The organism is Cyanobium sp. NS01 (assembly GCF_014280235.1).
Taxonomy (GTDB): Bacteria; Cyanobacteriota; Cyanobacteriia; order PCC-6307; family Cyanobiaceae; genus NIES-981.
Window position 1 is genome coordinate 1,429,412 of the sequence record NZ_CP047940.1, and the last position, 23,334, is coordinate 1,452,745.

The following is a 23,334-nucleotide window of genomic DNA, read 5'->3' on the forward strand; positions in this document are numbered from 1 at the left end:
GCCGCCTAAGGTCAGGTCCCCCAAGCAGTGTCTCAATGGCGGTCCCCACTGTGGAGTGGATGGTGGACGATGCCCGCCGCCTGGCGGAGTGCCGCCATGACCATCCCTTTGCCGTGCTCGGGCATCAGCCCCTGGGAGGCGGCAGCTGGGTGGTGCGGGCCTGGCTGCCGGAAGCGGAGCAGGTGAGCCTGCTGAGCGGCGAGCTCAGCCTGCCGATGACCGCACCCCACCACCCCTGGGTGTTTGAGGCGGAGCTGTCCCACGACCCCGGCCCGGCCTATCGGCTGCGGGTTCAACGGGGGGGCCTCACCCATGAGGCCCACGACCCCTGGGCCTTCCGCGACGAGTGGATGGGCGAACTCGATCGCCATCTTTTTGCCGAGGGCAACCACCACCACATCTGGCACCGCATGGGGGCCCATCGGCTCGAGCGAGACGGTGTCGCCGGCGTGATGTTCTGCCTGTGGGCACCCAATGCCCGCAGCGTGGCGGTGCTGGGCCCCTTCAACAACTGGGATGGTCGCCACCATCCGATGCAGTCGCGGCTGGGAGGCTGCTGGGAACTGTTCATCCCGGGTCTGGACGCCGGCGCCATCTACAAGTACGAGGTGCGCTCCCAGGCCGGCCACTGCTACCAGAAGGCCGACCCCTACGGCTTCCGCCACGAGGTGCGGCCCGCCAATGCCTCGATCGTGGAGCCGCTGGGTCACTTCGCCTGGAGCGACGACGGCTGGATGGGCCAGCGGGACAGCCGCAATCCGCTGGATCAGCCGATTTCGGTGTACGAGATGCACCTCGGCAGCTGGATGCACGGCAGCGCCGAGCAGCCCTTTCTGGAAGAGAACGGCCGGGCCAGAACGCCGATCCAGGCCGCAGATCTCAAACCGGGAGCACGGCTTCTCACCTATCCCGAACTGGCCGACAGGCTGATTCCCTACGTGAAGGCCCGGGGCTTCACCCACATCGAGCTGATGCCGATCTCCGAGCATCCCTTCGATGGCTCATGGGGCTACCAGGTGACGGGCTGGTACGCCCCCACCAGCCGCTACGGCACACCGGATGAATTCCGCGCCTTCGTCAACCGCTGCCATGCCGAGGGGCTGGGCGTGATTCTCGACTGGGTGCCCGGCCACTTCCCCAAGGATGCCCATGGGCTGGCGTTCTTTGATGGGGCCCACCTCTACGAGCATGCCGATCCGCGCATTGGTGAGCACAAGGAATGGGGCACCTTGATCTTCAACTACAGCCGCAATGAGGTGCGCAACTTCCTGGTTGCCAATCTGATCTATTGGTTTGAGGAATTCCACATCGATGGCATTCGCGTTGATGCGGTGGCCTCGATGCTCTACCGCGACTACCTGCGCCCCGATGGGGAGTGGCTGGCCAACGAGCAGGGGGGGCGCGAGAACACCGAAGCGGTGCTGTTCCTGCAGCAGGCCAATCATGTGCTGTTCCAGCACTTCCCCGGCGCCCTTTCCATTGCTGAGGAGTCGACAACCTGGCCCATGGTGACCCAGCCCACCGACATCGGCGGCCTCGGCTTCAACCTGAAGTGGAACATGGGCTGGATGCACGACATGCTCGATTATTTCGAGCTGGATCCGCTAGATCGCCAGTACCACCAGAACAACGTCACGTTCTCGATCTGGTATGCCTACACCGAGAACTTCATGCTGGCCCTCAGCCATGATGAGGTGGTGCACGGCAAGAGCCATCTGCTGCACAAGATGCCGGGTGACGACTGGCAGAAGTTCGCCAACGTGCGCGCCCTGCTCGCCTTCATGTGGACCCACCCCGGTAAAAAGACCATCTTCATGGGCATGGAGTTTGGCCAGCGCTCCGAGTGGAATGTGTGGGGTGACCTGCAGTGGGACCTGCTCAACCACGCCCCCCATCAGGGCATCCAGCACCTCGTGGACGACCTCAACGTCTTCTACCGCTCCGAGCGGGCGCTCTGGGGCGACGACTTCAACGAGTACGGCTTCCAGTGGATTGATTGCAGTGACAACCGCCACTCCGTGATCAGTTTCATGCGACGCGAGAGTGCCACGGGTCACTGGCTGGTGGTGGTGGCCAACTTCACACCCCAGAGCCACTCCCACTACCGCATCGGTGTGCCTGTGGAGGGCTACTACAACGAGGTGTTCAACACCGACGCCGAGCGCTACGGCGGCAGCAACCTCGGCAACCTCGGCGGCCGCTGCACCGAGGACTGGGCCCTGCACGGCTACGAGCACTCCCTGGATCTGTGCCTGCCCCCCCTGGCCGTGCTGGTGTTTCAGCGGGATGAGAAGCGCAGTCAGAGGGTCTGTGACGAACGGACCGCCGAAGCCCTGCCAGCCGCCTGAAGCCCAGACCTGCTCAGGTAGGTTCCCCTTCAGACCCCCATTCCAACTCTCTGCCGATGGCCCCGAACGCTCCCCTGCTGCTGCGCGCCGCCCGAGGTGAGCAGGTGGAGCGGCCGCCGGTGTGGATGATGCGCCAGGCGGGGCGTTACATGAAGGTCTACCGCGACCTGCGCGACCGCCATCCGGGCTTCCGCGAGCGCTCGGAGAATCCCGATCTCTCCTACGAGATCTCGATGCAACCGTTCCGGGCTTTCCAGCCCGACGGGGTGATCCTGTTCTCCGACATCCTCACGCCCCTGCCGGGGATCGGCATCGACTTCGACATCATCGAGAGCAGGGGGCCCGTCATCGAGCCCGCCATCCGCAGCCAGGCCCAGGTGGATGCCCTGCGGCCCCTCAATCCGGCCGAGGCGCTGCCGTTCGTGGGCGAGGTGCTGGGCCGGCTGCGGGCTGACGTGGGCAACGCCGCCGCCGTGCTCGGCTTCGTGGGGGCTCCCTGGACCCTGGCCGCCTACGCGGTGGAGGGCAAGAGCTCGAAGACCTATTCCGTGATCAAGGCGATGGCCTTCCAGGAGCCGGCGCTGCTGCACCAGCTGCTCGGCCACCTGGCCGATGCGATCGCCACCTACGTGCGCTACCAGATCGATTCGGGGGCCCAGGTGGTGCAGCTGTTCGATTCCTGGGCCGGTCAGCTGAGCCCGATCGACTACGACCTGTTCGCCGCCCCGTACCAGAAGCGGGTGATCGATCAGGTGAAGGCCACCCACCCCGACACCCCCCTGATCCTCTACATCTCCGGCAGCGCCGGCGTGCTCGAGCGCATGGCCAGCACCGGGGTGGACTTCATCTCCCTCGACTGGACCGTGGACATGGCCGACGGCTGCGCCCGGCTGCCCGAGCACCTCGGCGTGCAGGGCAATGTGGATCCGGGCCTGCTGTTCGGCACCCCGGAGGCGATCCGCGCGCGCATCCTCGACACGGTGCGCAAGGCCCGCGGCCGCCGCCACATCCTCAACCTCGGCCACGGCATCCTGCCGGGCACCCCGGAAGACAACGCCCGCGTGTTCTTTGAAACCGGCAAGGCGGTGAGCGAGCTGCTCGGAGCCGCCGTTTGAGCCCAGGGGTGCAGCGGCCCCAACGCATCCTGATCACCGGCGCCAGCGGCTGCGTTGGCCAGTACATCGCAGAGCTGCTCTACCGCCAGACCGACGCCGAGCTGCTACTGCTGCTGCGTGATCCAGCCAAACTCACGGCGGTGCCCCAGGACGATCCCCGCGTGACCCTGGTGGTGACCGACCTGCGCGAGCTGGGCAAACCGGGCCAGGAGGCCGCTGCCGCCGCCATCGGCTCGGCCAGCCGGATCCTCCACACGGCCACGGCCTGGGGGGATCCCGAGCGGGCCCAGCGGGTCAACGTGGAAGCCGTCAAGATCCTGCTCAACCTCACCGATCCGGAGCGGCTGGAGCAGCTGATCTATTTCTCCACTGCCTCGGTGCTGGATCGCCGCCTGCACCTGCTGCCCGAGGCGAGCCGCTACGGCACCGAGTACATCCAGACCAAGGCCCTCTGCCTGCAGCAGCTGGAGCACCACCCCCTGGCAGCGCGCATCGTGGCAGTGTTTCCCACCCTGGTGTTCGGCGGCCGGCTCGATGGCGGCGGCCCGTTCCCCACCAGCTACCTCACCGCGGGCCTGGGGGAGGCGGCCCGCTGGCTTTGGCTGGCCCGCTGGCTGCGGGCTGACGCCTCCTTCCACTTCATCCATGCGGCCGACATCGCCCGGGTGTGCGTGCACCTGGCCACCCAGCCCCACCAGGCCAACCCGGAACCGGCCCAGGGGCCGCTGCGCCGCCTGGTGCTGGGCCAACCCGCCGTCACCGTGAATGAGACCGTGCGGCAGCTGGGCCGCTGGCGGGGCACCTGGATCCCGGCCTTCGGCCTCGACCTGCGTGGCTGGCTGGTGGAGGGCCTGATCAAGCTGCTGCGGATCGAGATGACGCCCTGGGACCGCTTTTCGATACGGCAGCGCCATTTCGTGCACCAGCCGATCAGCCCGCCGGAGCGCTTCGGCGAGGTGAGCCACGCGCCCAGCCTGGAGGCGGTCTTCGCCGATGCGGGCCTGCCGCAGCGGGGCCCGCTGCCGCCGCCGCCGGGGCGGGAGTAGGGGGATGCGCTGCCATGTCGCAAATGTTTCGAAGCTCGGCGTCGCCAAGCACAGCCGCCCCTGCGGCGCTTAAGTTTTCGGGTAGCCCATGCCTGATGCGCCCCTCCATGCGCCGTCTCTTTTCCCTGATCGCTCTCTGCCTCGCCCTGGTGCTGGGCGCTGCCCCCAGCTATGCCGCTGATGTCGCCCACGGCGGCCAGCTCTTCTCCGCCAACTGCGCTGCCTGCCACATGGGCGGCGGCAATGTGGTGAACGCGGAGCGCACCCTCAAGCAGGACGCCCTTGAGGCCTACCTGGCTGATTACAGCAGCGACCACGAAGCCGCCATCGCCTACCAGGTGACCAACGGCAAGAACGCCATGCCCGCCTTCGGCGGCAAGCTCAGCGAAGGCGACATCGCCGACGTGGCCGCCTACGTGGAAGACATGGCCGGCAAGGGCTGGGCCTGAGTTCCCGGCCTGGCCAACCCTGAAAGGTGGGCCAATCACCGAACAGCAAGCGCCCCGGTCTAGGCCGGGGCTTTTTTCATGTCTTCCTGGTGGTGCTGACCTCGGCTCAGCCTGAGGGTCGTCCTTCAGGACGCAGCCGAATTCTGTTTGCGGAGCGCAAGAACGGCCAGATACAGATCCTCGGGTACCTCGCGGATGTCGTATTCACTCGGCGGCACCCCGTGCACATGGCGATGCACCGCCATCCAACAGTTGCGCTCAGGGTCACGCCCGGTGGCGTCAAATTCCCTGGAAGCCTCGACAAGCTCGGCGATCAACTCCTGGGGGTAGACGGGTGCTTCCATACCGATCTCCATGGCGGGTCACTGCAGCGCCACGGTACCGGCGTCGAAACCGGGTCAGAGTAGGAGCGATTGCTGGAGCCACGATGGCCAACCACTATCGGGCCTTGATGCTGGGCCTGGCCGTGAGCCTGGTAGGGCAGTTGGGCCAGGCGGCCCGCGCCCAGAGGGTGATCACGGGTGGTTGCCCCATGCTGGTGCCGGAGAGCCAACGGGAGCTGCAGCCCAAGCGGCTGCCGGCGAACCAGGTGAGGGGCAAAAACGAACTCGGCTGTCTGTCACCCCATGACGCGGTCTATGGGGCCGACGGCTGCCCGCTGCGACTGTGTGGGCCCAACGCCGGGGTGATTCAGCTGCCAGAGCCGTAGGCCACCTGGCAGACGGCATTGAGCAGCTGAGCTGACCGCTGCCCTCCAGGTTGTAGTTGAAGCTCACCCCGCCGGTGCCCACACTCTCCACGGAGCCATAGTCAAGCTGGATGTCGGTCTCGGGCACCACGATCAGCGTGGACTGCTGGTCTGCCGCAGCATTCACGAGGGAGCCGATCGCGGCCCCCGTGGCCAGGCCCGCCACACCCCAGGCCGCAGCGCTGGCCCCCCACCAGCTCCAGCCGCCCCAGCCGCCATACCAGCCATGGTTCCAGGGCCGGCTGTTCCAGTAGCCGCCACCGCGCCAGTTGTCGTTCCAGCCGTGGATGTCACGGCTGTAGAAGTTGTTGTTGATGGTCACCCGATTGAAGCGATCACCCTCCACGGCGGGCCTGGCCCCGGCGCCATAGAGCGTGTCAAGCGACATCCGGAATTGGTCCTCCGGCGACACGAAATCTGGCCCACCCTGTGGGGCTTGAACCCCAGCTTGTTGACGCCGTAGCCGGCGCCGGTAGGTCTTGCTCATCAGTCGTTGGGTATGTGGATGGGGGTGGATCGGGAGGAACGGGATGCTCATGGGCCCCCTCCGTCCCCAGTGGCGGGGACGGTGCTCACCGCACTGCTGCTCTTGATCAGACCGGAGCGGCGCTTCTCGCGCAGGCGGTAGCTGTCGCCCCGAACGGTGAGCACATGGCTGTGGTGCAACAGCCGATCGAGGATCGCGGTGGCAACGACCTGATCGCCGAACACCTCGCCCCATTCCATGACGGGGCGGTTGGAGGTGATCAGGACGCTGCCGCGCTCGTAGCGGCGGGAAATTAGTTGGAAAAACAGGTGTGCCGCATCGGGCTCCAGTGGCAGGTAGCCCAGCTCGTCAATGATCAGCAGCTTGCTCTTGCCGTACTGGCTCAGCCGGCTCTCCAGCGCCGTCTGGTTATGGGCCCGGGCGAGAGTGGAGATCAGCTCCATCGCCGAGACGTACTGAACGGTGTAGCCCTTGCTCACCGCCTCACGCCCCAGAGCGACCGCCAGGTGTGTCTTGCCTACTCCAGGCGGACCGAGCAGCAGCAGGGTATCGCCGTTGGCCACCCAGCGACAGGTGGCAAGTTCCCGGATCTGGCCCGGATCGAGCGAGGGCTGGGCCTCGTACTCGAACCCTTCCAGGGTCCGCACGAACGGGAACTTGGCGATGCTCATCGCCATCGCGATTCGCCGCTGGTCCTTGCGGGCGATCTCCGCCGCACACAGCCAGGTCAACGCCTCACGCAGGTTCAGCTCCTTGCGGGCCGCTTCCTCAAGCAGGTTGTCGAGCTGATCCCGAATAGCAGTCAGTCGCAGGCGGCTGAGCATGTCGTCGAGATCCTCGATGGGGACAGGCGGCATCGTGGCCATCGGCTGCAGGCGACGATCTGGTTGACCGGTTTTGGCGAGGCTCATGCCGCCACCTCCTCGCCCACCTCGGCGGCATAGACCGCCAGTGAGCGGGCCAGTTCTGAGCTGCGCATCACGCCGGTCCGCCGCCGCGTTCCGCCCCTACAGGGTGGGGACGCGGCTGAGGCGGACCCAACGCAGCTGGCGCCATCGGCTGAGGGCAGTGACCGTTCGGCCAAGTCCTGCTGCGGCGCTGGCACCAGACCATCCCAGTGCCCCCGCAGCACGGAGCGATGGCGCCGATTGGCCACCACGCGCTCATGTCGGGCGACGACACGGCCGCCATAGCGGATCAGCACTTGCTGATCCCGCAGCAGAACACTCACCCGCTGCTTGAGCAGCTTCCAGGGGACGCTGTACCAGTTGCCCTCCACCTCGACGCAGGCGTCGTTGTGGACCACCCGCACCAGCTCCCGCTCCGCCAGGAACGACGGCTTATGGGGCAACGGCTGCAGGGCAGTTGCCTCCTCCCGCTGGAAACGCACCAGCGGCTGTTCACCGGTCGTTCCGTGGATGCGAACGTCGGCCACCTCCCGGCTCCAGTGCTCCAGGTGCGCTTCCAGCGCCTGCCAGCTGGCGAACTCCCGGCCGGCCACCGCATTCGTCTTGACGTAGCCGACGCCGCGCTCGTCCTTTCCCTTGGTCCTGGCCCGGTAGGGCCGGCAGGCTTTGGGAAGGAATCCCCAGTAGCGGGCAAAGGCATCGAGCCGTTCGTTGAACACCAGCACCTGGCAAGACGGATCGTGCTCCTTGACCAGGGCACGGGCGTTGTCGAACAACACTTCGGCCGGCACGCCCCGCCAGTGGCGGAAGGCCTCCTCCATGGTGAGTAACCAGTTGGCCTGGCGCTCATGCCGGTAGGCCCGCACCACCAGCCGCCGCGAGTAGCCCAGGGTCAGCACGCACAGGTGCACCTTGACCCTCTCGCCGGCGATGCAGCTGTAGGTCTCACCGAAATCGGCCTGCAGCTGCTTACCGGGAGGCGTCTCAAACCGGACTGTCGCCAGCACTGCAGCCCGCAGCTCCTGCCGCCACTGCCCCACCGCCCGCTCCACGGTGCGCAGTGACACGGCGATGCCCTTCTCGCTGGCCAGCTCCTGGCGCACCACATCGGCATTGCCTTTGTGGGCAAGGAACCGCTCCCTGAGCCAGTCGCACTGACCATCGAGAACGCCGATCCGCCGGGGTTTGCCGTAGGCCTCCCAGCCTCCCTGCCGCCGGTACTTACGGACGGTTTCAGGCGAGCAGCCCAGCTCCTTGGCGATCCGCCTGCGGCCACACCCAGCTGCGGTGAGGCCAAGGATCATCTGGACATCCTCTGGTGTTTCCAACGCCGCATCCCGGGAGCTCTGCTCCAGAGGTGACAGCACCGCGGTCATGGCGCTGGGCCTGGTCAGTGGCTCGCAGAGGGGGGCCAGATTTCGTGTCGCATCTGGACCAGTTTTCGCTGTCGCCTGACAGAGCGGATGCTCTCCCCGGTAACCGCCACGCCAGGCGTCGCCGCCCCCGCCTGAGAAGCGGTACCCGTCCCTGGCCAGGGCATGGCTGCTGAGCCAGGCACCGGCACCCTGGGAGATGGTCAGAAACCTGCCGCGGGCCGCTCTGCAGCCAGGGTTGAAGCAATCACTGATGGGCCTCGCAGGCCAACCCTGGCCCTGGCCCAACGGCCAGCCTCCCTGAGGCCACTGCTGCTGGAGGTGCCCGGGGGACGGCTTCCCCACCCGTGAGCGACGGAGATCCCTCCAGCTGCCGGAGCGCCGTACCGATCGGTTCGGCTCCCAGGGGTTTCAACCGCTACCGCCGTGCATAGCGTGATCACAACGCAAGATCACAGGGAGAGTCGTCCATGCATCCCACCGCAGAACTGTTCACCGAAAAGGCCTGGGGCGCCGTGGTGGCCGCCCAGCAGCTGGCCGTGCAGAAGCGCCAGCAGCAGATGGAGAGCGAGCACCTCTTCTCGGCTCTGCTGGCTCAGCAGGGGCTGGCCGGCCGCATCCTCGAAAAAGCCGGCGTGGATGTGGGCAGCCTCAGCCAGAAGGTGGAGGCCCACATCAGCGCCCAGCCCAGCCTCAGCGCCCCGCCCGACAACGTGTACCTCGGCAAGGGGCTCAACGCCGTGCTCGACCAGGCCGAGCAGCTCAAGCAGACCTATGGCGACAGCTACATCGCCATCGAGCATCTGCTGCTGGCTCTGGCGATCGACGACCGCTGCGGCAAGCAACTGCTCGCCCAGGCCGGCACCAGCGCCGACAAACTCAAGGAGGCTGTGCAGGCGGTGCGGGGCAGCCAGAACGTGACCGACCAGAACCCCGAGGGCACCTACGAATCCCTGGAGAAGTACGGCCGCGACCTCACCGCCGCCGCCCGCGAGGGCAAGCTCGATCCGGTGATCGGGCGCGACGAGGAGATCCGCCGCACGATCCAGATCCTCAGCCGCCGCACCAAGAACAACCCGGTGCTGATCGGCGAACCCGGCGTGGGCAAAACCGCGATCGTGGAGGGGTTGGCCCAGCGCATCGTCAACGGCGATGTGCCCCAGGCCCTGCAGAACCGTCAGCTGGTGTCGCTGGACATGGGCGCCCTGATCGCCGGTGCCAAGTACCGCGGCGAGTTCGAGGAGCGGCTCAAGGCCGTGCTCAAGGAGGTCACCTCCTCCGAGGGGCAGATCGTGCTGTTCATCGATGAGATCCACACCGTGGTGGGGGCCGGCGCCACCGGCGGCTCGATGGACGCCAGCAACCTGCTCAAGCCGATGCTGGCCCGCGGCGAGCTGCGCTGCATCGGCGCCACCACCCTCGATGAGCACCGTCAGCACATCGAGAAGGATCCGGCCCTGGAGCGCCGCTTCCAGCAGGTGTTCGTGGATCAGCCCACCGTGGAAGACACGATTTCGATCCTGCGCGGCCTCAAGGAGCGCTACGAGGTGCACCACGGCGTGCGCATCGCCGACAATGCCCTGGTGGCCGCCGCCGTGCTGAGCAGCCGCTACATCGCCGACCGCTTCCTGCCCGACAAGGCCATCGACCTGGTGGATGAATCGGCGGCGCGGCTGAAGATGGAGATCACCTCCAAGCCCGAGGAGATCGACGAACTCGATCGCCGCATCCTGCAGCTGGAGATGGAAAAACTCTCCCTGGGCCGCGAATCCGACGCCGCCAGCAAGGAGCGGCTGGAGCGGCTGGAGCGGGAGCTCGCCGAACTGCGGGAGCAGCAGAGCGGCCTCAATGCCCAGTGGCAGGCCGAGAAGGGAGCGATCGAGTCCCTCGGTGCGCTCAAGGAGGAGATCGAACAGGTGCAGCTGCAGGTGGAGCAGGCCAAGCGCCAGTACGACCTCAACAAAGCGGCCGAGCTCGAGTACGGCACCCTGGCCGACCTGCACCGCAAGCTGGCCAGCAAGGAGGCCGAGCTCAGCGGCGGCAGCGGCCCGGATGGTGCTGAGGGCAGCACCGAAAAAACCCTGCTGCGCGAGGAGGTCACCGAAGAGGACATCGCCGAGGTGATCGCCAAGTGGACAGGGATCCCGGTGAGCAAGCTGGTGCAGAGCGAGATGGAGAAGCTGCTGCACCTGGAGGACGAACTCCACACCCGGGTGATCGGCCAGGCCCAGGCCGTGACCGCCGTGGCCGATGCCATCCAGCGCTCCCGCGCCGGCCTCAGCGACCCGAACCGGCCGATTGCCTCCTTCCTCTTCCTCGGCCCCACCGGCGTGGGCAAAACGGAGCTCTCCAAGGCCCTGGCCTCCCAGCTCTTTGATGCCGACGACGCCATGGTGCGCATCGACATGAGCGAGTACATGGAGAAACACGCTGTGAGCCGCCTGATCGGCGCCCCTCCCGGCTATGTGGGCTACGAGGAGGGCGGCCAGCTCACCGAGGCCGTGCGGCGGCGCCCCTACGCCGTGATCCTGTTCGACGAGGTGGAGAAGGCCCACCCCGACGTGTTCAACGTGATGCTGCAGATCCTCGATGACGGCCGCGTCACCGATGGCCAGGGCCGCACGGTGGACTTCACCAACACGGTGTTGATCCTCACCAGCAACATCGGCAGCGCCTCGATCCTGGATCTGGCCGGCGACCCGGCCCGCCACGGCGAGATGGAGAAGCGGGTGAATGAGGCGTTGCGGGCCCACTTCCGCCCCGAGTTCCTCAACCGCCTCGATGAAACGATCATCTTCCACAGCCTGCGCCAGGAGGAGCTGCGCGAGATCGTGGAACTGCAGGTGCAGCGGCTGGAGCGCCGCCTGGAGGAGCGCAAGCTGGGGCTGCAGCTCAACGCCGACGCGCTCGACTGGCTGGCCGGGGTGGGCTACGACCCCGTCTACGGCGCCAGGCCGCTGAAGCGGGCGATCCAGCGCGAACTGGAAACCCCGATCGCCAAGGGCATCCTGGCGGGCCGGTTCACGCCGGGCCACAGCATCGTGGTGGACGTGACCACCGATGCCAGCGAGGCTGCTGAGGGCCGTCTGCGCTTCCAGCAGAGCGAGCCGGCCCAGCTGCCGTTGCTGGTCTGAGCTCAGGCGGCCAGGGCCAGGTCAGCCAGATCGAGAAACTGCTGGATCGACTCGGCGCTGGCGACCCGATCGAGATAGCGGAAGCTCATGCCTGGGCCGTTGGGCCCGCAACGTTACGTGGCTTCGGCACGCCCAGGGCCAGCAGGCCCGTGTTGCGAATGCGCCGGTTCGCGGCCGGGGTCTGTTCGGAGCCGCCGGTCCACTGCACAGGCTCCAGCCCCTGGCTGGAGCAGACCCGATCCATCAGCTGACGCAGGGTGACCGGCTGGCCATCCACCACGTTGAGCGTGCCGCTGAAGCCGCTCTCCAGCACCCGGTCGATGGCGGCCACGGCATCGTCGCGGTGGATCCAGTTGCTCCAGGTGCTGCCATCCCCGGGCCGGCGGCTGCCCGCAAGCCTGGCCAGCCGTGGGGCCAGCTCCCGGCCTGGACCGTGCAGGGCGCCGAGGCGCAGCAGGGCCACCGGCTGGGCGGTCTGCCCCAGCAACGCCTCGGTCTGCAGCAGCACCGCGGCATGGTCATCGCGGGGCTGGGGCGGCGTGGATTCGTCGATCCAGTCGCCCCCCGCATCGCCATAGACGCCGCAGCTGCTCGTGTAGATGATCTGGCGCAGCAGGGGCAGCTGCGGCAGCAGCTCCAGCAGGGAGCGGCAGGTGGGGAGGTAGGTGGAGGCGTAGGCGTCCGCATCCACCTGGCGATCGCCCCCGGGCGCCAGGGTGAGCACGACCACCTCCGCCTCCGCCAGGGCGTCGGCCATCGCGGCGGTGTCACCGCCCCGGAGCAGCCGTGCCTGCAGACCCAGGGCCTGAAGCTCGGCCAGGCGCTCGGGGCGGGTGGTGGTGACCAGCAACTCATGCTGGCCGCGGGCCTGCCAGACGCCGGCCAGGGCTGTGCCCAACCAGCCGCAGCCAATGATGCTGATGCGCACACCGCTCTGCCGCTGTGGTGACCCTACGAGCGACCCTCGATCCATCAGCCGGAACCTGTGCTCAGGCCTTCACGGCTGCCCGAGCGATGCGTTTTGCAGCTTCCAGCCCCCCGAACAGGTTGCGGGCGGCGGGGCCGAGCTGCAACGCGCTCAGACCTCCCATCAGGTGCACGTTGGTGCCGGGCCAGCGCAAGTCGCTGGTCAGCACAGGGAAGTCGTTGATCAGCTCAATGGGCTTCTGATCCAGCAGCTGGCGCAGCAGCGGATGCTGGCTGACGCCCTGACGGTGGCCCGTCGCCAGCCAGAGGCGATCGGCCCGATGCCGGCAGCCATCAAGGCAGTCAACCTGCCAGCCGCCCACCTGCCAGCAGGCCGACTGCACCTGGCCCTGCTCGTGAAGCTGCAGGCGGCCCCGGCGGCGCATCTGATCGAGTTGAGCAGCCAACAGGGGCGTGATCGAGCCGCCGTCACGCGCCGCCACCACTTGCCTGTGGCGTCGACGCCAACAGGCTTCGGCGTGAAATGCCTTGAGATACTTCGGGCCCAGCCAGCCCGGGTCCGCATCAAACGGCCTGCTCCGGAGCGTCCGCCGGCAGAGCATCGTGACCTGGGCACCTCGCCTGAGCGCGCCGAGGGCAAGGTGGGCGCTGGTGAGCCCAGCACCCACGATCAGGATGTGCTGGGCCAGCAACCCATGGCACGTGGCCAGATCAAGCGTCTGGCTGTGTTGCAGGGCCTCGGCCGGATAGGGCGAAGCGATGCGCGTCACCCAGCTGGGCAGCACGGGCTCACCCATTCCCGTGGCCAGCACCAGTCGGCGCGGTTGGATCAGCGCCCCATCGCTGAGGGTCACCTGCAGCGAGGCAGGACGAGCCGGACCCAGCTGGATCTGGGCTACTGACGCCGCCTGCACCCGCTCAGCCAGCTGAAACTCCTGAACGACGCCGCGGCAGAAGTCGGCAAACAGGCCTGTGTGGGGGAGGCCGTAGGGCCCTTCCAGCTCCCGCATGCGCTGCTGATCCTGGGCATAGCGGCGCAGGGCATGGGGATTGGGGTGGGGGTGATGGGGGGAGGGAGACCGCAGCCAGGGAATCTCGTAGGCCTGCATCTGCCGCTGCCAGCGCACCATCCAGGCACCGGTGGGATCCACCACGCGCAGATGGCGGCGCCACTGGGGCCGCTTCTGCAGCAGCTGGCAGCTGAGCGCCAGGGCCTGGGGGCCGGCTCCAGCGATCAGCAGCTCAGCCATCGCCAGCCCCCGGCGAGGGATTGAGGTGGACAACACGAGCGGTTTGAGAACGATCCATGCGGGCCGGCCGGAGCTGGTGCTCTTACTAGAATGACAACCATTCTCACACCAGAGGCTTCGGCTTCCTGCCCCTGCCATGGCCTTCTCCAGTGCGGTTCCCGCCTCCCAGCGCCTGCCGGTCACGGTGCTCACCGGCTACCTCGGTGCCGGCAAAACCACCTTGCTGAACCGCATCCTCACCCATGAACACGGCCTGAAGGTGGCCGTGATCGTCAACGAGTTCGGCGAAGTGGGCATCGACAACCAGTTGGTGGTCAACGCCGATGAAGAGATCTTCGAGATGAACAATGGCTGCATCTGCTGCACTGTTCGTGGCGATCTGATCCGCATCATCGGCAACCTGATGAAGCGCCGTGATCGCTTTGATCACCTGGTGATTGAAACCACTGGCCTGGCCGATCCGGCCCCGGTGATTCAGACGTTCTTTGTGGATGAGGACCTACGCGATGAGCTCAGGCTCGATGCGGTGGTCACCCTGGTGGATCTCAAGCACGTGCTCCAGCACTGGGAGGCGGAGGAGGTGCAGGAGCAGCTGGCCTTTGCCGATGTGCTGCTGCTCAACAAGAGCGACCTGGTGGACGAGAGCGAGCGTCGTTCGATCGAGCAGCGGATCCGGGCGATCAACCCGGTGGCCAGGCTGCTCACGGCCACCGGCGCCGCTGTGCCCATGGAGCAGATTCTCGGGGTGGAAGCCTTTGAGCTGGAACGGGCTCTCAGCCTTGATCCTGGCTTCCTGGTGGAAGAGCACGAGCACGAACACGACGCCGCCGTGGGTTCGCTGGCGCTGGCGGAGGAGCGGCCCATGGATCTGGACAGGCTGGGGAGCTGGCTGGCGGATCTGGTGGCCGAGCGGGGTCCCGATCTGTTTCGGATGAAGGGAATCATCCAGCTCAAGGGAGAGGGCAGGCGCTATGTGTTCCAGTCGGTACACATGCTTCTGGACGGCGATTTCGACCGTGCCTGGCACGACGGCGAGCAGCGCGCAACGCAGTTTGTGATCATCGGCCGCAACCTTGATCCGGAAGCCTTGCGCTCTGGCTTCCACGCCTGCGTGGCCTGAGCGGCGATGGCAACACCTGCGGCTCTGGTGTGTGAGCGACTCTGCGGCGAGCTGCAGCAGGCGATCACCTGCCTGAGCTGGTCGAGCGATGGCGCGTTCCTTGCCATCGCGAGCGCCGGTGGTGAACTGGTGCTGCTCGATTTTGGCGCCGGTTGTGAAGAGCAGCTGCGGGGGGATCGCGACAGCAGTCTCGATGCGATCGGCTTCAGTGCCGATGACCAGTTCCTGATGGCAGTGGGCCAGGCGGGAGAGCTGCTGCTCTGGGAGCTGGGCGGCAGCGGCATCCGGCCCATGGCTCTGGAGCCGATGCCACTGGGGGCCGGTTGGCTCGATGCGGCGGCCTGGCAACCCCACGGCCTGGTGCTGGCTGTGGCCGCTGGCCGCCAGGTGCGCCTCTGGGATGGGGCCGTGCGCCAGTGGCGCCCGGATCGCCTGGATCTGCCGGGCACAGTCCAGGCCCTGGCCTGGAGCGCCGACGGCAGACAACTGGCCGCCAGTTGCCAGGGCGAGGTGGCTCTCTGGCAACCCGATGCAGCTCCGGGAGCCCAGCCCCTGCGCGCCCCCACCGGCTCGGTGGGCCTGGTGCTGGCCTACGCGCCGTTCGTTGACCTGCTGGCCAGTGGCCAGATGGATCGCTCGCTGCTGCTCTGGCCTGAAGCGGGCCAAGGTCGGCCCTGGCAATTCAGCGGCTTCCCGGCCAAGGTGAGGGCGCTGGCCTGGAGCGATCAGCCCGGGCGACTGGCACCGGCCCTGGCGGTGGCTTCTGCCGACACGGTGGTGCTGTGGCAGCAGCGCGATCGAGGCGAACAGGGCTGGAAGCCCGAGCCCCTGCTGTGGCATCAACGCAAGGTCCAGGCCCTGGCCTTCGCACCCGGCCGCCCCCTGCTGGCCAGCGCGTCCGCCGATGGCAGCGTGGCTCTCTGGGACAGCCGGGGCCGCCTGCTGCAACCCCTTGAAGGCGAAGGCCAGGGGTTCCAGGCTCTGGCCTGGCGGCCGGATGGGCTGCACCTGGCGGCCGGCGGCGACCAGGGCCGCTGGTGGCTGTGGCCTGTTGCCGGGCCTGGCAGGGAGCGGGAACGCCGCTCGGGCGGAGCCGGTTTCGGCTAGGAGCAGCCCCGGCGCGGCGGTGACACGGCCTGGCTGGCGGCACCGAAGAGGCCCCACCATCTCCTGTAGGGTGAGAATGGTTCTCAATCCATCCAGATGAGCGTTCTGTTGTCCTGTCTGCGGCGCTCGGGCCTGCTGGGATTAGCTCTCCTGCTTGTGGCCTGTGGAGCCCCACAGCAAACCGCCGATTCCGAGAGCGGCGAGCCGGGGCTGAAGGTGGTCACCACCTTCCTGCCGATCACGCTGTTCACCCGTGCTGTGGCGGGGGATTGCGCCGAAGTCAATGCGCTGATCCCCCCCAGCAGCAGCCCCCACGATTTTCAGGCCAAGCCTGGGGATCTGGCTTCCCTGCGGGAGGCCCAGGTGCTGGTGAAGAACGGTCTGGAAATGGAGAGCTTTCTCGACAAGCTCGTGGCTTCCGCCGAAAACCCCGACCTGGTCGTGATCGATTCAAGCCAGGGGGTCACCACGATCGCGTCCCAGGAGGAGCACGACCACAACGAGGCTGACCACGCGGAGGAGCATGGACACGGCCACGCCCACGGTGAGGTGAACCCCCACATCTGGCTGGATCCACTGCGGGCCGTGCAGCAGGTGGAGACGATTCGCGACGGCCTCGTGAAGGCCGACCCCAGTTGCGCAGAGGGTTATCGCCGCAACGCAGAGGCCTACACTGAAGAGCTGAAGGGCCTCAACACCGAGATCGCCAGCCAGCTCAAGCCCTTCGAGGGGAAAACCTTCGTGGCCTTCCACGATTTCGCGCCCTACTTTGCGGAGCGCTATGGCCTGAAGGCAGAGTATCTGGTGGATGTGCCCGAGATGAACCCCTCCCCCGCTGACCTGCAACGCGTGAGCGAGATCGTGGAACAGACCCAGCTGCGGGCACTGCTCTCTGAACCCCAGGAAGGAGACCGCTCCTTCAACGCCCTGGCCAAAGATCTGGGGGTGCGGATCAGCGTGTTTGACCCGATGGAAACCTCCAGCGAGCAAGCTGCCCTTGACCCCGGCACGTACTTCAACGTGATGCGCGGCAACGCAACCAACCTGCGACAGGCCTTCAGCCAATGAGCGCCCCCGTGTCCCCAGTGGTGCTCGAGGTGCGGGGCCTGACCGTCCAGCGTGCTGGGGCTCTGGCTGTGGATGCTGTGGACTTTCAGCTGGCCAGGGAAACGGACACAGCCCTGGTTGGTCCCAATGGAGCAGGCAAGAGCACGTTGGTGGCCGCCCTGCTGGGCTTGCTGCCCAGGCAGGCGGGCACCGTGCGGATCCTCGGCCACGCCCTGGGGCCGGCAGGGGAGCTGCCCCGCTCGATTCGGGCCCAGGTTGCCTATCTGCCGCAGACCCTCGCCCTGCAAGGGCGGTTTCCGCTCAGCGTGGCGGAATTCGTGGGCTTCGGCTGCGATTCCCCCGGCTTGAGCCTGGCCTGGACTGGCGGCCGACGCCGCCGGGAGGCGGTGAGGCGGGCCCTGGAGCGCACCGGATGCAGCGAGCTGGGTGAGCGTCTGCTGAGTGAGCTTTCGGGCGGTGAACTGAAAAGGGTGCTGCTGGCGTTTTGTGTCGTGCGGCCCCGGCAGCTGCTGGTGCTCGACGAAGCCCAGGCGGGTCTTGATGGGCTTGCCTGCGAGCAGTTCTATCAGCTGCTGCTGGAGCTGCGCCGCCAGGAAGGCTGGACCGTTCTCCAGGTGTCGCACGATCTCGACATGGTGCGACGCACCTGTGACCAGGTGCTCTGTCTGAACCGTCGACTGCGCTGCAGCGGGGCTCCTGACCATGCCCTGAGTCCGGCTCGGCTGGCTGAGCTCTATGGCCCGAATGTGGTGCCTTATCAGCACAGTCACGCCTGCAATCGGAAGGAGCTGGGCAGGCTTGGCTGATCCCTCGGCACTGCTTGGGGTTATCGCCCAGCCCTTCATGCAGCGGGCCATGCTGGGCGGCCTGCTCACGGGCAGCCTGGGCGGGCTGCTGGGCAGCTTTGCCGTGTTGCGTCAGCTCTCCTTCTTCAGTGATGCCCTGGGGCACTCGGCCCTGCTCGGCATCAGCATCGGCATTCTGCTGGGGGTCAACCCAACCCTGGTGCTGATTCCCTTTGCGGTGATCTTTGCACTGCTGATCAACCAGCTGGTGCAACGCAGCCAGCTGCCGGCTGATGCCCTGCTCAACATCGTTTACTCCACATCCCTGGCCTTCGCCGTGGTGGCTCTCAGCCTGGTGGACACCTACCGGGGCGGAATCCAGCAGCTGCTGTTCGGCGACATCCTCGGGATCGGCTGGTTGGATCTGGCCGTCATCGGCACACTCCTGCTCGGCGCGTTGGTCTATCTCAGCCTGAGTCTGCGGGCCCAGGTGCTGCTCACCCTCAGCAACGACCTGGCCGGGGCGTTCGGGGTTCGCGCCCACTGGCACCGCCTGGCCTTCATCGTCTTGCTGGCGGTGGTGGTGGCCGTGTCCATCAAGGCGGTGGGGGTGCTGCTGATCAGCGCCTTCGTGGTCATTCCTGCCTGTGCCGGCCGGCTTCTGAGCCGCCGTTTCCCGACCTACATGATCGTCTCAGCGATCCTAGGCGGGGGATGTGCGCTGATCGGGCTGCTTCTGTCAGGCCTCGCCAACCTGCCCTCAGGGCCTTGCGTGGTGATCGTTCAGTTCACCGGTTTTGCCCTGGCGCTGCTGTTCAGTCCGATGCGTCGCCGGCCTTCAGCAGCAGCCGAGCCCGCACCGATCTGACTCCCTCGCGACTGACTCCCTCGCGCTGCCCTGGTTGTGGCCACTGGCCGATCCAGCGCAGCGCCGCCGGCGCCAGAGTGGGTGCAGATGAGCTGACCAAGCAGAGGCCATGACCACAACCATGGGGAGACCAACCGCGTTGAACTGCGCCTGTCCTGGGTGCAACTGCACGGTGAAACCGGAGACGCCCTTCCGCAGCGGCGCCTTGCTGTTCTGCAGCGACGCCTGCGCCATGGGGCACCCCAACGGTGAGCCCTGCCACGCCGGCTGTGGCTGCGAATGCCATGCCTGCTGAAGTGGTGATCGGGGGGGAAATGCTGCGATTAGCAAGGCGCAGCGATGTGGCCGTCGCTCAGCGCGTGGCGGCCCATCTGCAACGCCGCATCGCTGAGGACGACTGGCGCCCCTACCGGAGCAGAGAAGACGCGGTGCGGGCCTGGACCCCTCTGGGCGGCATCCGACTCCAGGTGATGGAGGCGCTGAGCCTGCTGAACGAGGCCTGAACCTCTGCTTCACCTCAGGCACCAGCCGCAACCGATCATGCAGGTGATGTTGCAGGAGCAGGCTGCTGGCGGGAAGGGGAGGCGAGGGATGCCATCTGGAGGACGGCGGTGAACCCCACCCCCCACCGGCTGTCCGCGGGCCGATCACTGGCGCTGGGCATCGGTGATGCCGCGGTTGAAGAGGCCCAAAGAGTGAAGGGATCGATCTCCTGGATGAAGCCCTTGCGGCCAGCGGCAACCTACCCATGGTTCCTGGCAGGGCAAGGGCTGTGCCAGTCGGCCAAGCCGCTGGGCGGCGGCCACCCCTTGCATACCCCGCTGGCGAGGAGGAGATCATTCATGCCGGGGCCAATCGTGATGGCACCGTTACGCGCCCGGACGCGCCCTCGAGGAGCCCCTGGTGGACGACCCGCTGCTGTGAGCAGGACACGCCCTTGGCCATTTCACTGCTGATTCCCACTCATACTGGCTATATTTGATTGATGTGGACCCCGGAAACCGGTCCAGGGTGAATGAGAGTCTTCAGCCGGCCAAACTGGGCCGGGGACTCGACCATGAAACGCACCAGGCACACAGCCGAGCAGATCATCCGCAAGCTCAAGACGGCCGAGCAGTTGATCGCCCAGGGAAAAACCGTCGCCGACGTCTGCCGCGTCATCGAGGTCACGCAACCGACCTACCACCGCTGGAGGCAGCAGTACGGGGGCATGCAGGCCGAGGAGGCCAGACGGCTGACCCAGCTGGAGAAGGAGAACGCCCGGCTCAAGAAGCTTTTGGCGGAAGCAGAGTTGGAGAAGGCCATGCTCAAGGACCTCGCCGAGGGAAACTTCTGAGCCCGGAGCGTCGCCGCAGGGCCGTCACGGTCCTGCAGGAGCGTTACCGGGCCTCTGAACGCCTGGCCTGCCGAGTGGTGGGCCAGCACCGCAGCACCCAGCGCCATGGCGGCAAGGTCGTCTCGATCGAGGAGGCCAAGCTCCGGCAGCGTCTCCGCGAGATCGCCGCGGACCACATCCGTTGGGGCCGCCGGATGGCCTACCGCCTGCTGCGGCGGGAGGGCTGGACCGTGAACCACAAACGGGTGCAACGGCTCTGGCGCGAGGAGGGGCTGCAGCGGCCCACTCCCAGGAAGCGAAAGCGGGCACGGCCCGCGGACGGCTCGGTGCGGCGTCATCGGGCTGAGCATCCCCACCAGGTGTGGGCCATGGACTTCCAGTTCGACGCCACCGCTGATGGGCGCAGGCTCAAGTTCCTGAACGTGATCGATGAGCACAGCCGCCTCTGCCTGGCGATCCGGGTCGGCAGGCGCTGCAAGGCCAAGGACGTGGTGGCCGTGCTGGAGGAACTCACCAGCCTCTACCCAGCACCGGCGTACATCCGATCGGACAACGGGCCGGAGTTCATTGCCCAGGCCCTACGGGACTGGTGCGAGGCCAGCAGCACTACCAGCACGGCCTACATCGAGCCAGGATCCCCGTGGGAGAACGGATTCGCCGAGTCGTTCAACGGCCGGTTCCGGGATGAGTTCCTCAACACCGAGCTGTTCACAACAGCCCCCGAGGCGCAGATCCTGGCCGATCGTTGGCGCTGGGAGTACAACTCACTCAGGCCGCACTCGGCCCTCCAGGGGCGTACGCCCCTGGAGGCAGCTCAACAGGGAGCTGCAGCATGACCACAACCACCCACTCTCATAAGCCCTGGACCGATAAAGGGGGTCACGTCATGATGCAAATGCATCAGGTTGATGGCCGTTGTTGATCGCTCGCCCCCGCTCGCCGCATCAACGGCTCCGTTCACGGATGCCCAGCTGCTGATCCAGGCGGTGCTGCGGGCCTCAGATGAGCTGGACCTGAGCCGCTCGGCCCTGGCGCGGGTGCTGGGTCGCGATCGCTCTCTCTTTGCCCGGGGCAAGGGCATCGAGCCGGCCTCCAAGACCGGTGAGCTGGCCCTGTTGGTGGTGCGTCTTTACCGGAGCTTGGCGGTGCTGGTGGGCAATGACCGCGAGCAGATGCGCCACTGGTTTCACACAGCCAACCGCCACACCGGCGGCGTGCCGGCTGAACAGGTGCAGCGAACCGAGGATCTGGTGGAGATCGTGCACTACCTCGATGCCATGCGCGCCCGAATCTGACGGCGATGGATCTGCTCGCCATCGTGCAGGCCGCAGCGGAGGTCCCCTTGGCGGGAACGGTGCTGCGGCTTGTGCAGCAGCAGGGCATCGATTCGCTTGGACCCCTGGTGGATGACCTGGACCAGCTGGCGCGGCTGGAGGCCCTGGTGGAAAGCAGCAAGCCGCCGATGCCCTCCCTGCCGGCGCCTGCAACCAGCCATCCGCTGCTCACCACCGCGTTCCGCTACCCGCCGCTGCGGCATGGCTCCCGCTTCGGGGGTCGAGAGAATCGGGGGATGTTCTATGGCTCCCGCACGCGCATCGGTTCGTTGGTGGAGGGGGCGTACGACGCGCTGCTGTTCTGGGAAGGATTCAGCGACCCCCCCAAGGCACCGATCCGTCGCCGGCAGACCCTGTTCTCGGTGTTGCTTCAAACCAGCCGAGGCCTGCAGCTTCAGGTTGTGGCTGACGCCGCCGCTCAGGCCGCCCTACGGGACCCACTGCACGACGGACCCACCCAAAGGCTGGGGACTTGGATGAGGGAGGTGGGACTCGAGGCGTTTGAGTACCTGAGCGCCCGCACCAGTGAGTCGCTTGTCCAGGTGGGGGTGTTCACGCCGGCGGCACTGGTCTCCACGCCTTTTGATCAGGTGGAGATCACCGGCGAGGTCAACGGCGATCACGCGTCCTTCCTGAGTCATGACGATGGGACGGTGCATCGCTTCCCCCGGGAGCTGTTCCTGGTGGAGGGGGAACTGCCGCAGGCCGCAGCCTGAGGGCAACCACTGTTTGGGTCTGTTCAGTCAGGTGCTCTCGGTCCTGACGCTTCATGCCCAACCCCAGCCAAAAACAGCTGTTGCCAGGAAGGGTGCGTCGCGCGGGCTTCCTCATGGTCGCCCCACGGGCAAGGGCTGAAGCGTGCGGCTCGGCGACAGCCGCCGCCCTTGCCATCGCGGGGCACGACTCTGGCGTCCCGCGCTTTGCCGGCCATGGCCGCGTCCAAGTCCCGCTCTCGCAAATCCTTCGCTGGCCCCACAGCAGAAGAAAAGGTCGTCGCCTCCTTGATCGAGCTGCTGGAGGCCGGCTGCGCCCCCTGGCGGCGGCCCTGGGATGGCACCGGCGGCGGCCACCACGTCAACCTGCTCTCGGGCCATCGCTACCGCGGCGCCTATCCGATCCTGCTCACCCTCGGCATGAACATCCGGGCTTCGGCTCTGCCGTTCTGGTGCGGCTTTGCCTAGGCCAAAAGGCTCGGCATCTTCCCCCGCAAGGGCAGTAAGGCGTTCCACATCCTGCGGCCCCAGCTGCACAGCCGCGAGGAGCCCAGCGAAGGCGGCGAGGTCACTCTGCGCAGCTGGGCCAGCTACCGGCCAGTGGCGGTCTTCAATGCCGATGGTCTGGAGGGCGTGCACTCCCCGGCCTGGTGGAAGCCCGCCAGGCAGCAGAGGGCGTGGAGCGCAAGCCGGAGCCCGAGCGCCTTGATGCGGCAGAAGCCGTGCTGGGCGCCTGGCCGGTACCGGTCAGCTTTGGGGGAACCGCGCCTGCTATCTGCCCGCGATCGATCGAATCCAGTTGCCCGATCACGCCAGCTTCCACTCATCCGCCGCGTTCTATGCCACCTGGGCCCATGAGCAGATCCACTCCACCGGCCATGAATCCCGCCTGAAGAGGGATCTGGGCGGTGCCTTTGGCAAGCGGCGCTATGCCCCTGAGGAGCTGGTCGCCGAATTAGGAGCAGTGCTGCTGGGTGATCGGCTGGAGATCGGTAGCGAGATCGAGGGCCATGCCGCCTATCTGGGCCACTGGATCGAGCTGCTCAAGGAATCACCCAAGGTGCTCTTCCAGGTGCTCAGCGAGGCGCGGCAGGCGGCGGATCTGATCTGTCCTGAAGCCTCCCGCGATGATTCCGCTGGGGTAAGTGCGGACTGAGGTGGCAAGCCTTCCAGCGCCCCATCCAGCTGAGGTTGAGCATCAACAGCAGATGGTGGCCA

23 protein-coding genes are annotated in these 23,334 nt (G+C 66.9%); 17 read left to right on the forward strand and 6 right to left on the reverse strand.

Annotated features, from left to right (window positions below):
* The first annotated feature begins 35 nt into the window (after positions 1-35).
* The 4 genes from glgB to CyaNS01_RS07485 all read left to right on the forward strand — a co-directional run bounded on the left by glgB (position 36) and on the right by CyaNS01_RS07485 (position 4,958).
* Positions 36-2,348 (forward strand): 1,4-alpha-glucan branching protein GlgB, encoded by a 2,313-nt coding sequence (gene glgB / locus CyaNS01_RS07470; RefSeq protein WP_186696542.1) that lies wholly within the window; start codon positions 36-38, stop codon positions 2,346-2,348.
* A 56-nt stretch (positions 2,349-2,404) separates the two neighbouring features.
* The gene (gene hemE, locus CyaNS01_RS07475) at positions 2,405-3,463 is read left to right on the forward strand and encodes a uroporphyrinogen decarboxylase (protein WP_186696543.1); all 1,059 of its coding nucleotides are present in this window, start codon (positions 2,405-2,407) and stop codon (positions 3,461-3,463) included.
* Positions 3,464-3,471: 8 nt separating this feature from the next.
* On the forward strand, positions 3,472-4,509 hold the full coding sequence (locus CyaNS01_RS07480; protein ID WP_186696544.1) for an NAD(P)-dependent oxidoreductase: 1,038 nt from the start codon (positions 3,472-3,474) through the stop codon (positions 4,507-4,509).
* A 107-nt stretch (positions 4,510-4,616) separates the two neighbouring features.
* Positions 4,617-4,958, forward strand: a complete 342-nt coding sequence (locus tag CyaNS01_RS07485; RefSeq protein WP_186696545.1) for a c-type cytochrome — start codon at positions 4,617-4,619, stop codon at positions 4,956-4,958.
* A 125-nt stretch (positions 4,959-5,083) separates the two neighbouring features.
* Here the strand turns inward: CyaNS01_RS07485 and CyaNS01_RS07490 are convergent, their stop codons facing one another.
* From CyaNS01_RS07490 to istA, 4 genes are all read right to left on the reverse strand, one after another.
* On the reverse strand, positions 5,084-5,314 hold the full coding sequence (locus CyaNS01_RS07490; protein WP_225875555.1) for a hypothetical protein: 231 nt from the start codon (positions 5,312-5,314) through the stop codon (positions 5,084-5,086).
* A 159-nt stretch (positions 5,315-5,473) separates the two neighbouring features.
* Positions 5,474-6,094: a hypothetical protein gene (locus CyaNS01_RS07500; protein ID WP_225875556.1), complete on the reverse strand. Its 621-nt coding sequence runs from the start codon at positions 6,092-6,094 to the stop codon at positions 5,474-5,476.
* 146 nt (positions 6,095-6,240) lie between these two features.
* A complete protein-coding gene (istB, locus tag CyaNS01_RS07505; RefSeq protein ID WP_186696547.1) occupies positions 6,241-7,050 on the reverse strand; it encodes an IS21-like element helper ATPase IstB in 810 nt (269 codons plus the stop codon).
* Positions 7,051-7,100: 50 nt separating this feature from the next.
* Positions 7,101-8,477 carry an IS21 family transposase gene (gene istA / locus CyaNS01_RS07510; protein WP_222934170.1) on the reverse strand — a complete coding sequence of 459 codons (1,377 nt, stop codon included), beginning with the start codon at positions 8,475-8,477 and terminating at the stop codon, positions 7,101-7,103.
* Positions 8,478-8,944: 467 nt separating this feature from the next.
* Here istA and clpB point away from each other — a divergent pair, with 467 nt between their 5' ends.
* Entirely contained in the window at positions 8,945-11,608 is a 2,664-nt protein-coding gene (clpB, locus tag CyaNS01_RS07515; protein WP_186696548.1) for an ATP-dependent chaperone ClpB, read from the forward strand.
* An 85-nt stretch (positions 11,609-11,693) separates the two neighbouring features.
* Here the strand turns inward: clpB and CyaNS01_RS07520 are convergent, their stop codons facing one another.
* Complete coding sequence (locus tag CyaNS01_RS07520) at positions 11,694-12,581, reverse strand: NAD-dependent epimerase/dehydratase family protein (protein WP_225875557.1); 888 nt, start codon at positions 12,579-12,581, stop codon at positions 11,694-11,696.
* A 16-nt stretch (positions 12,582-12,597) separates the two neighbouring features.
* Positions 12,598-13,818, reverse strand: coding sequence for an FAD/NAD(P)-binding protein (locus CyaNS01_RS07525; RefSeq protein ID WP_222934171.1), 1,221 nt, complete (start codon positions 13,816-13,818; stop codon positions 12,598-12,600).
* 103 nt (positions 13,819-13,921) lie between these two features.
* Between CyaNS01_RS07525 and CyaNS01_RS07530 the strand changes: the two genes are divergently transcribed.
* From CyaNS01_RS07530 to CyaNS01_RS14550, 12 genes are all read left to right on the forward strand, one after another.
* Positions 13,922-14,905, forward strand: a complete 984-nt coding sequence (locus CyaNS01_RS07530) for a GTP-binding protein (protein ID WP_186696550.1) — start codon at positions 13,922-13,924, stop codon at positions 14,903-14,905.
* A 6-nt stretch (positions 14,906-14,911) separates the two neighbouring features.
* The gene (locus CyaNS01_RS07535; RefSeq protein ID WP_186696551.1) at positions 14,912-16,012 is read left to right on the forward strand and encodes a WD40 repeat domain-containing protein; all 1,101 of its coding nucleotides are present in this window, start codon (positions 14,912-14,914) and stop codon (positions 16,010-16,012) included.
* A gap of 96 nt (positions 16,013-16,108) precedes the next feature.
* Positions 16,109-17,080 carry a metal ABC transporter substrate-binding protein gene (locus CyaNS01_RS07540; RefSeq protein ID WP_186696552.1) on the forward strand — a complete coding sequence of 324 codons (972 nt, stop codon included), beginning with the start codon at positions 16,109-16,111 and terminating at the stop codon, positions 17,078-17,080.
* Positions 17,077-17,886, forward strand: a complete 810-nt coding sequence (locus CyaNS01_RS07545) for a metal ABC transporter ATP-binding protein (RefSeq protein WP_186696553.1) — start codon at positions 17,077-17,079, stop codon at positions 17,884-17,886. The genes CyaNS01_RS07540 and CyaNS01_RS07545 overlap by 4 nt, the downstream gene beginning before the upstream one ends.
* The gene (locus CyaNS01_RS07550; RefSeq protein WP_370561478.1) at positions 17,879-18,733 is read left to right on the forward strand and encodes a metal ABC transporter permease; all 855 of its coding nucleotides are present in this window, start codon (positions 17,879-17,881) and stop codon (positions 18,731-18,733) included. Before CyaNS01_RS07545 ends, CyaNS01_RS07550 begins: the two co-directional genes overlap by 8 nt.
* Before the next feature lie 121 nt (positions 18,734-18,854).
* Positions 18,855-19,028, forward strand: coding sequence for a metallothionein (locus CyaNS01_RS07555; protein WP_225875923.1), 174 nt, complete (start codon positions 18,855-18,857; stop codon positions 19,026-19,028).
* Positions 19,018-19,236: a hypothetical protein gene (locus tag CyaNS01_RS07560; RefSeq protein WP_186696555.1), complete on the forward strand. Its 219-nt coding sequence runs from the start codon at positions 19,018-19,020 to the stop codon at positions 19,234-19,236. The genes CyaNS01_RS07555 and CyaNS01_RS07560 overlap by 11 nt, the downstream gene beginning before the upstream one ends.
* A 554-nt stretch (positions 19,237-19,790) precedes the next feature.
* A protein-coding gene (locus CyaNS01_RS07565) for an IS3 family transposase (RefSeq protein WP_370561479.1) occupies positions 19,791-20,905 on the forward strand; the annotation gives its coding sequence in 2 pieces (ribosomal slippage) (positions 19,791-20,052 and positions 20,052-20,905; 1,116 coding nt in all).
* Positions 20,906-20,977: 72 nt separating this feature from the next.
* Entirely contained in the window at positions 20,978-21,364 is a 387-nt protein-coding gene (locus CyaNS01_RS07570) for an MbcA/ParS/Xre antitoxin family protein (RefSeq protein ID WP_186696557.1), read from the forward strand.
* 5 nt (positions 21,365-21,369) lie between these two features.
* A complete protein-coding gene (locus CyaNS01_RS07575; RefSeq protein WP_186696558.1) occupies positions 21,370-22,119 on the forward strand; it encodes an RES family NAD+ phosphorylase in 750 nt (249 codons plus the stop codon).
* 285 nt (positions 22,120-22,404) lie between these two features.
* Entirely contained in the window at positions 22,405-22,584 is a 180-nt protein-coding gene (locus CyaNS01_RS14545; protein WP_255459990.1) for an ArdC family protein, read from the forward strand.
* Positions 22,585-22,915: 331 nt separating this feature from the next.
* Positions 22,916-23,272: a zincin-like metallopeptidase domain-containing protein gene (locus CyaNS01_RS14550; protein WP_255459991.1), complete on the forward strand. Its 357-nt coding sequence runs from the start codon at positions 22,916-22,918 to the stop codon at positions 23,270-23,272.
* The last annotated feature ends 62 nt before the right edge of the window (positions 23,273-23,334 follow it).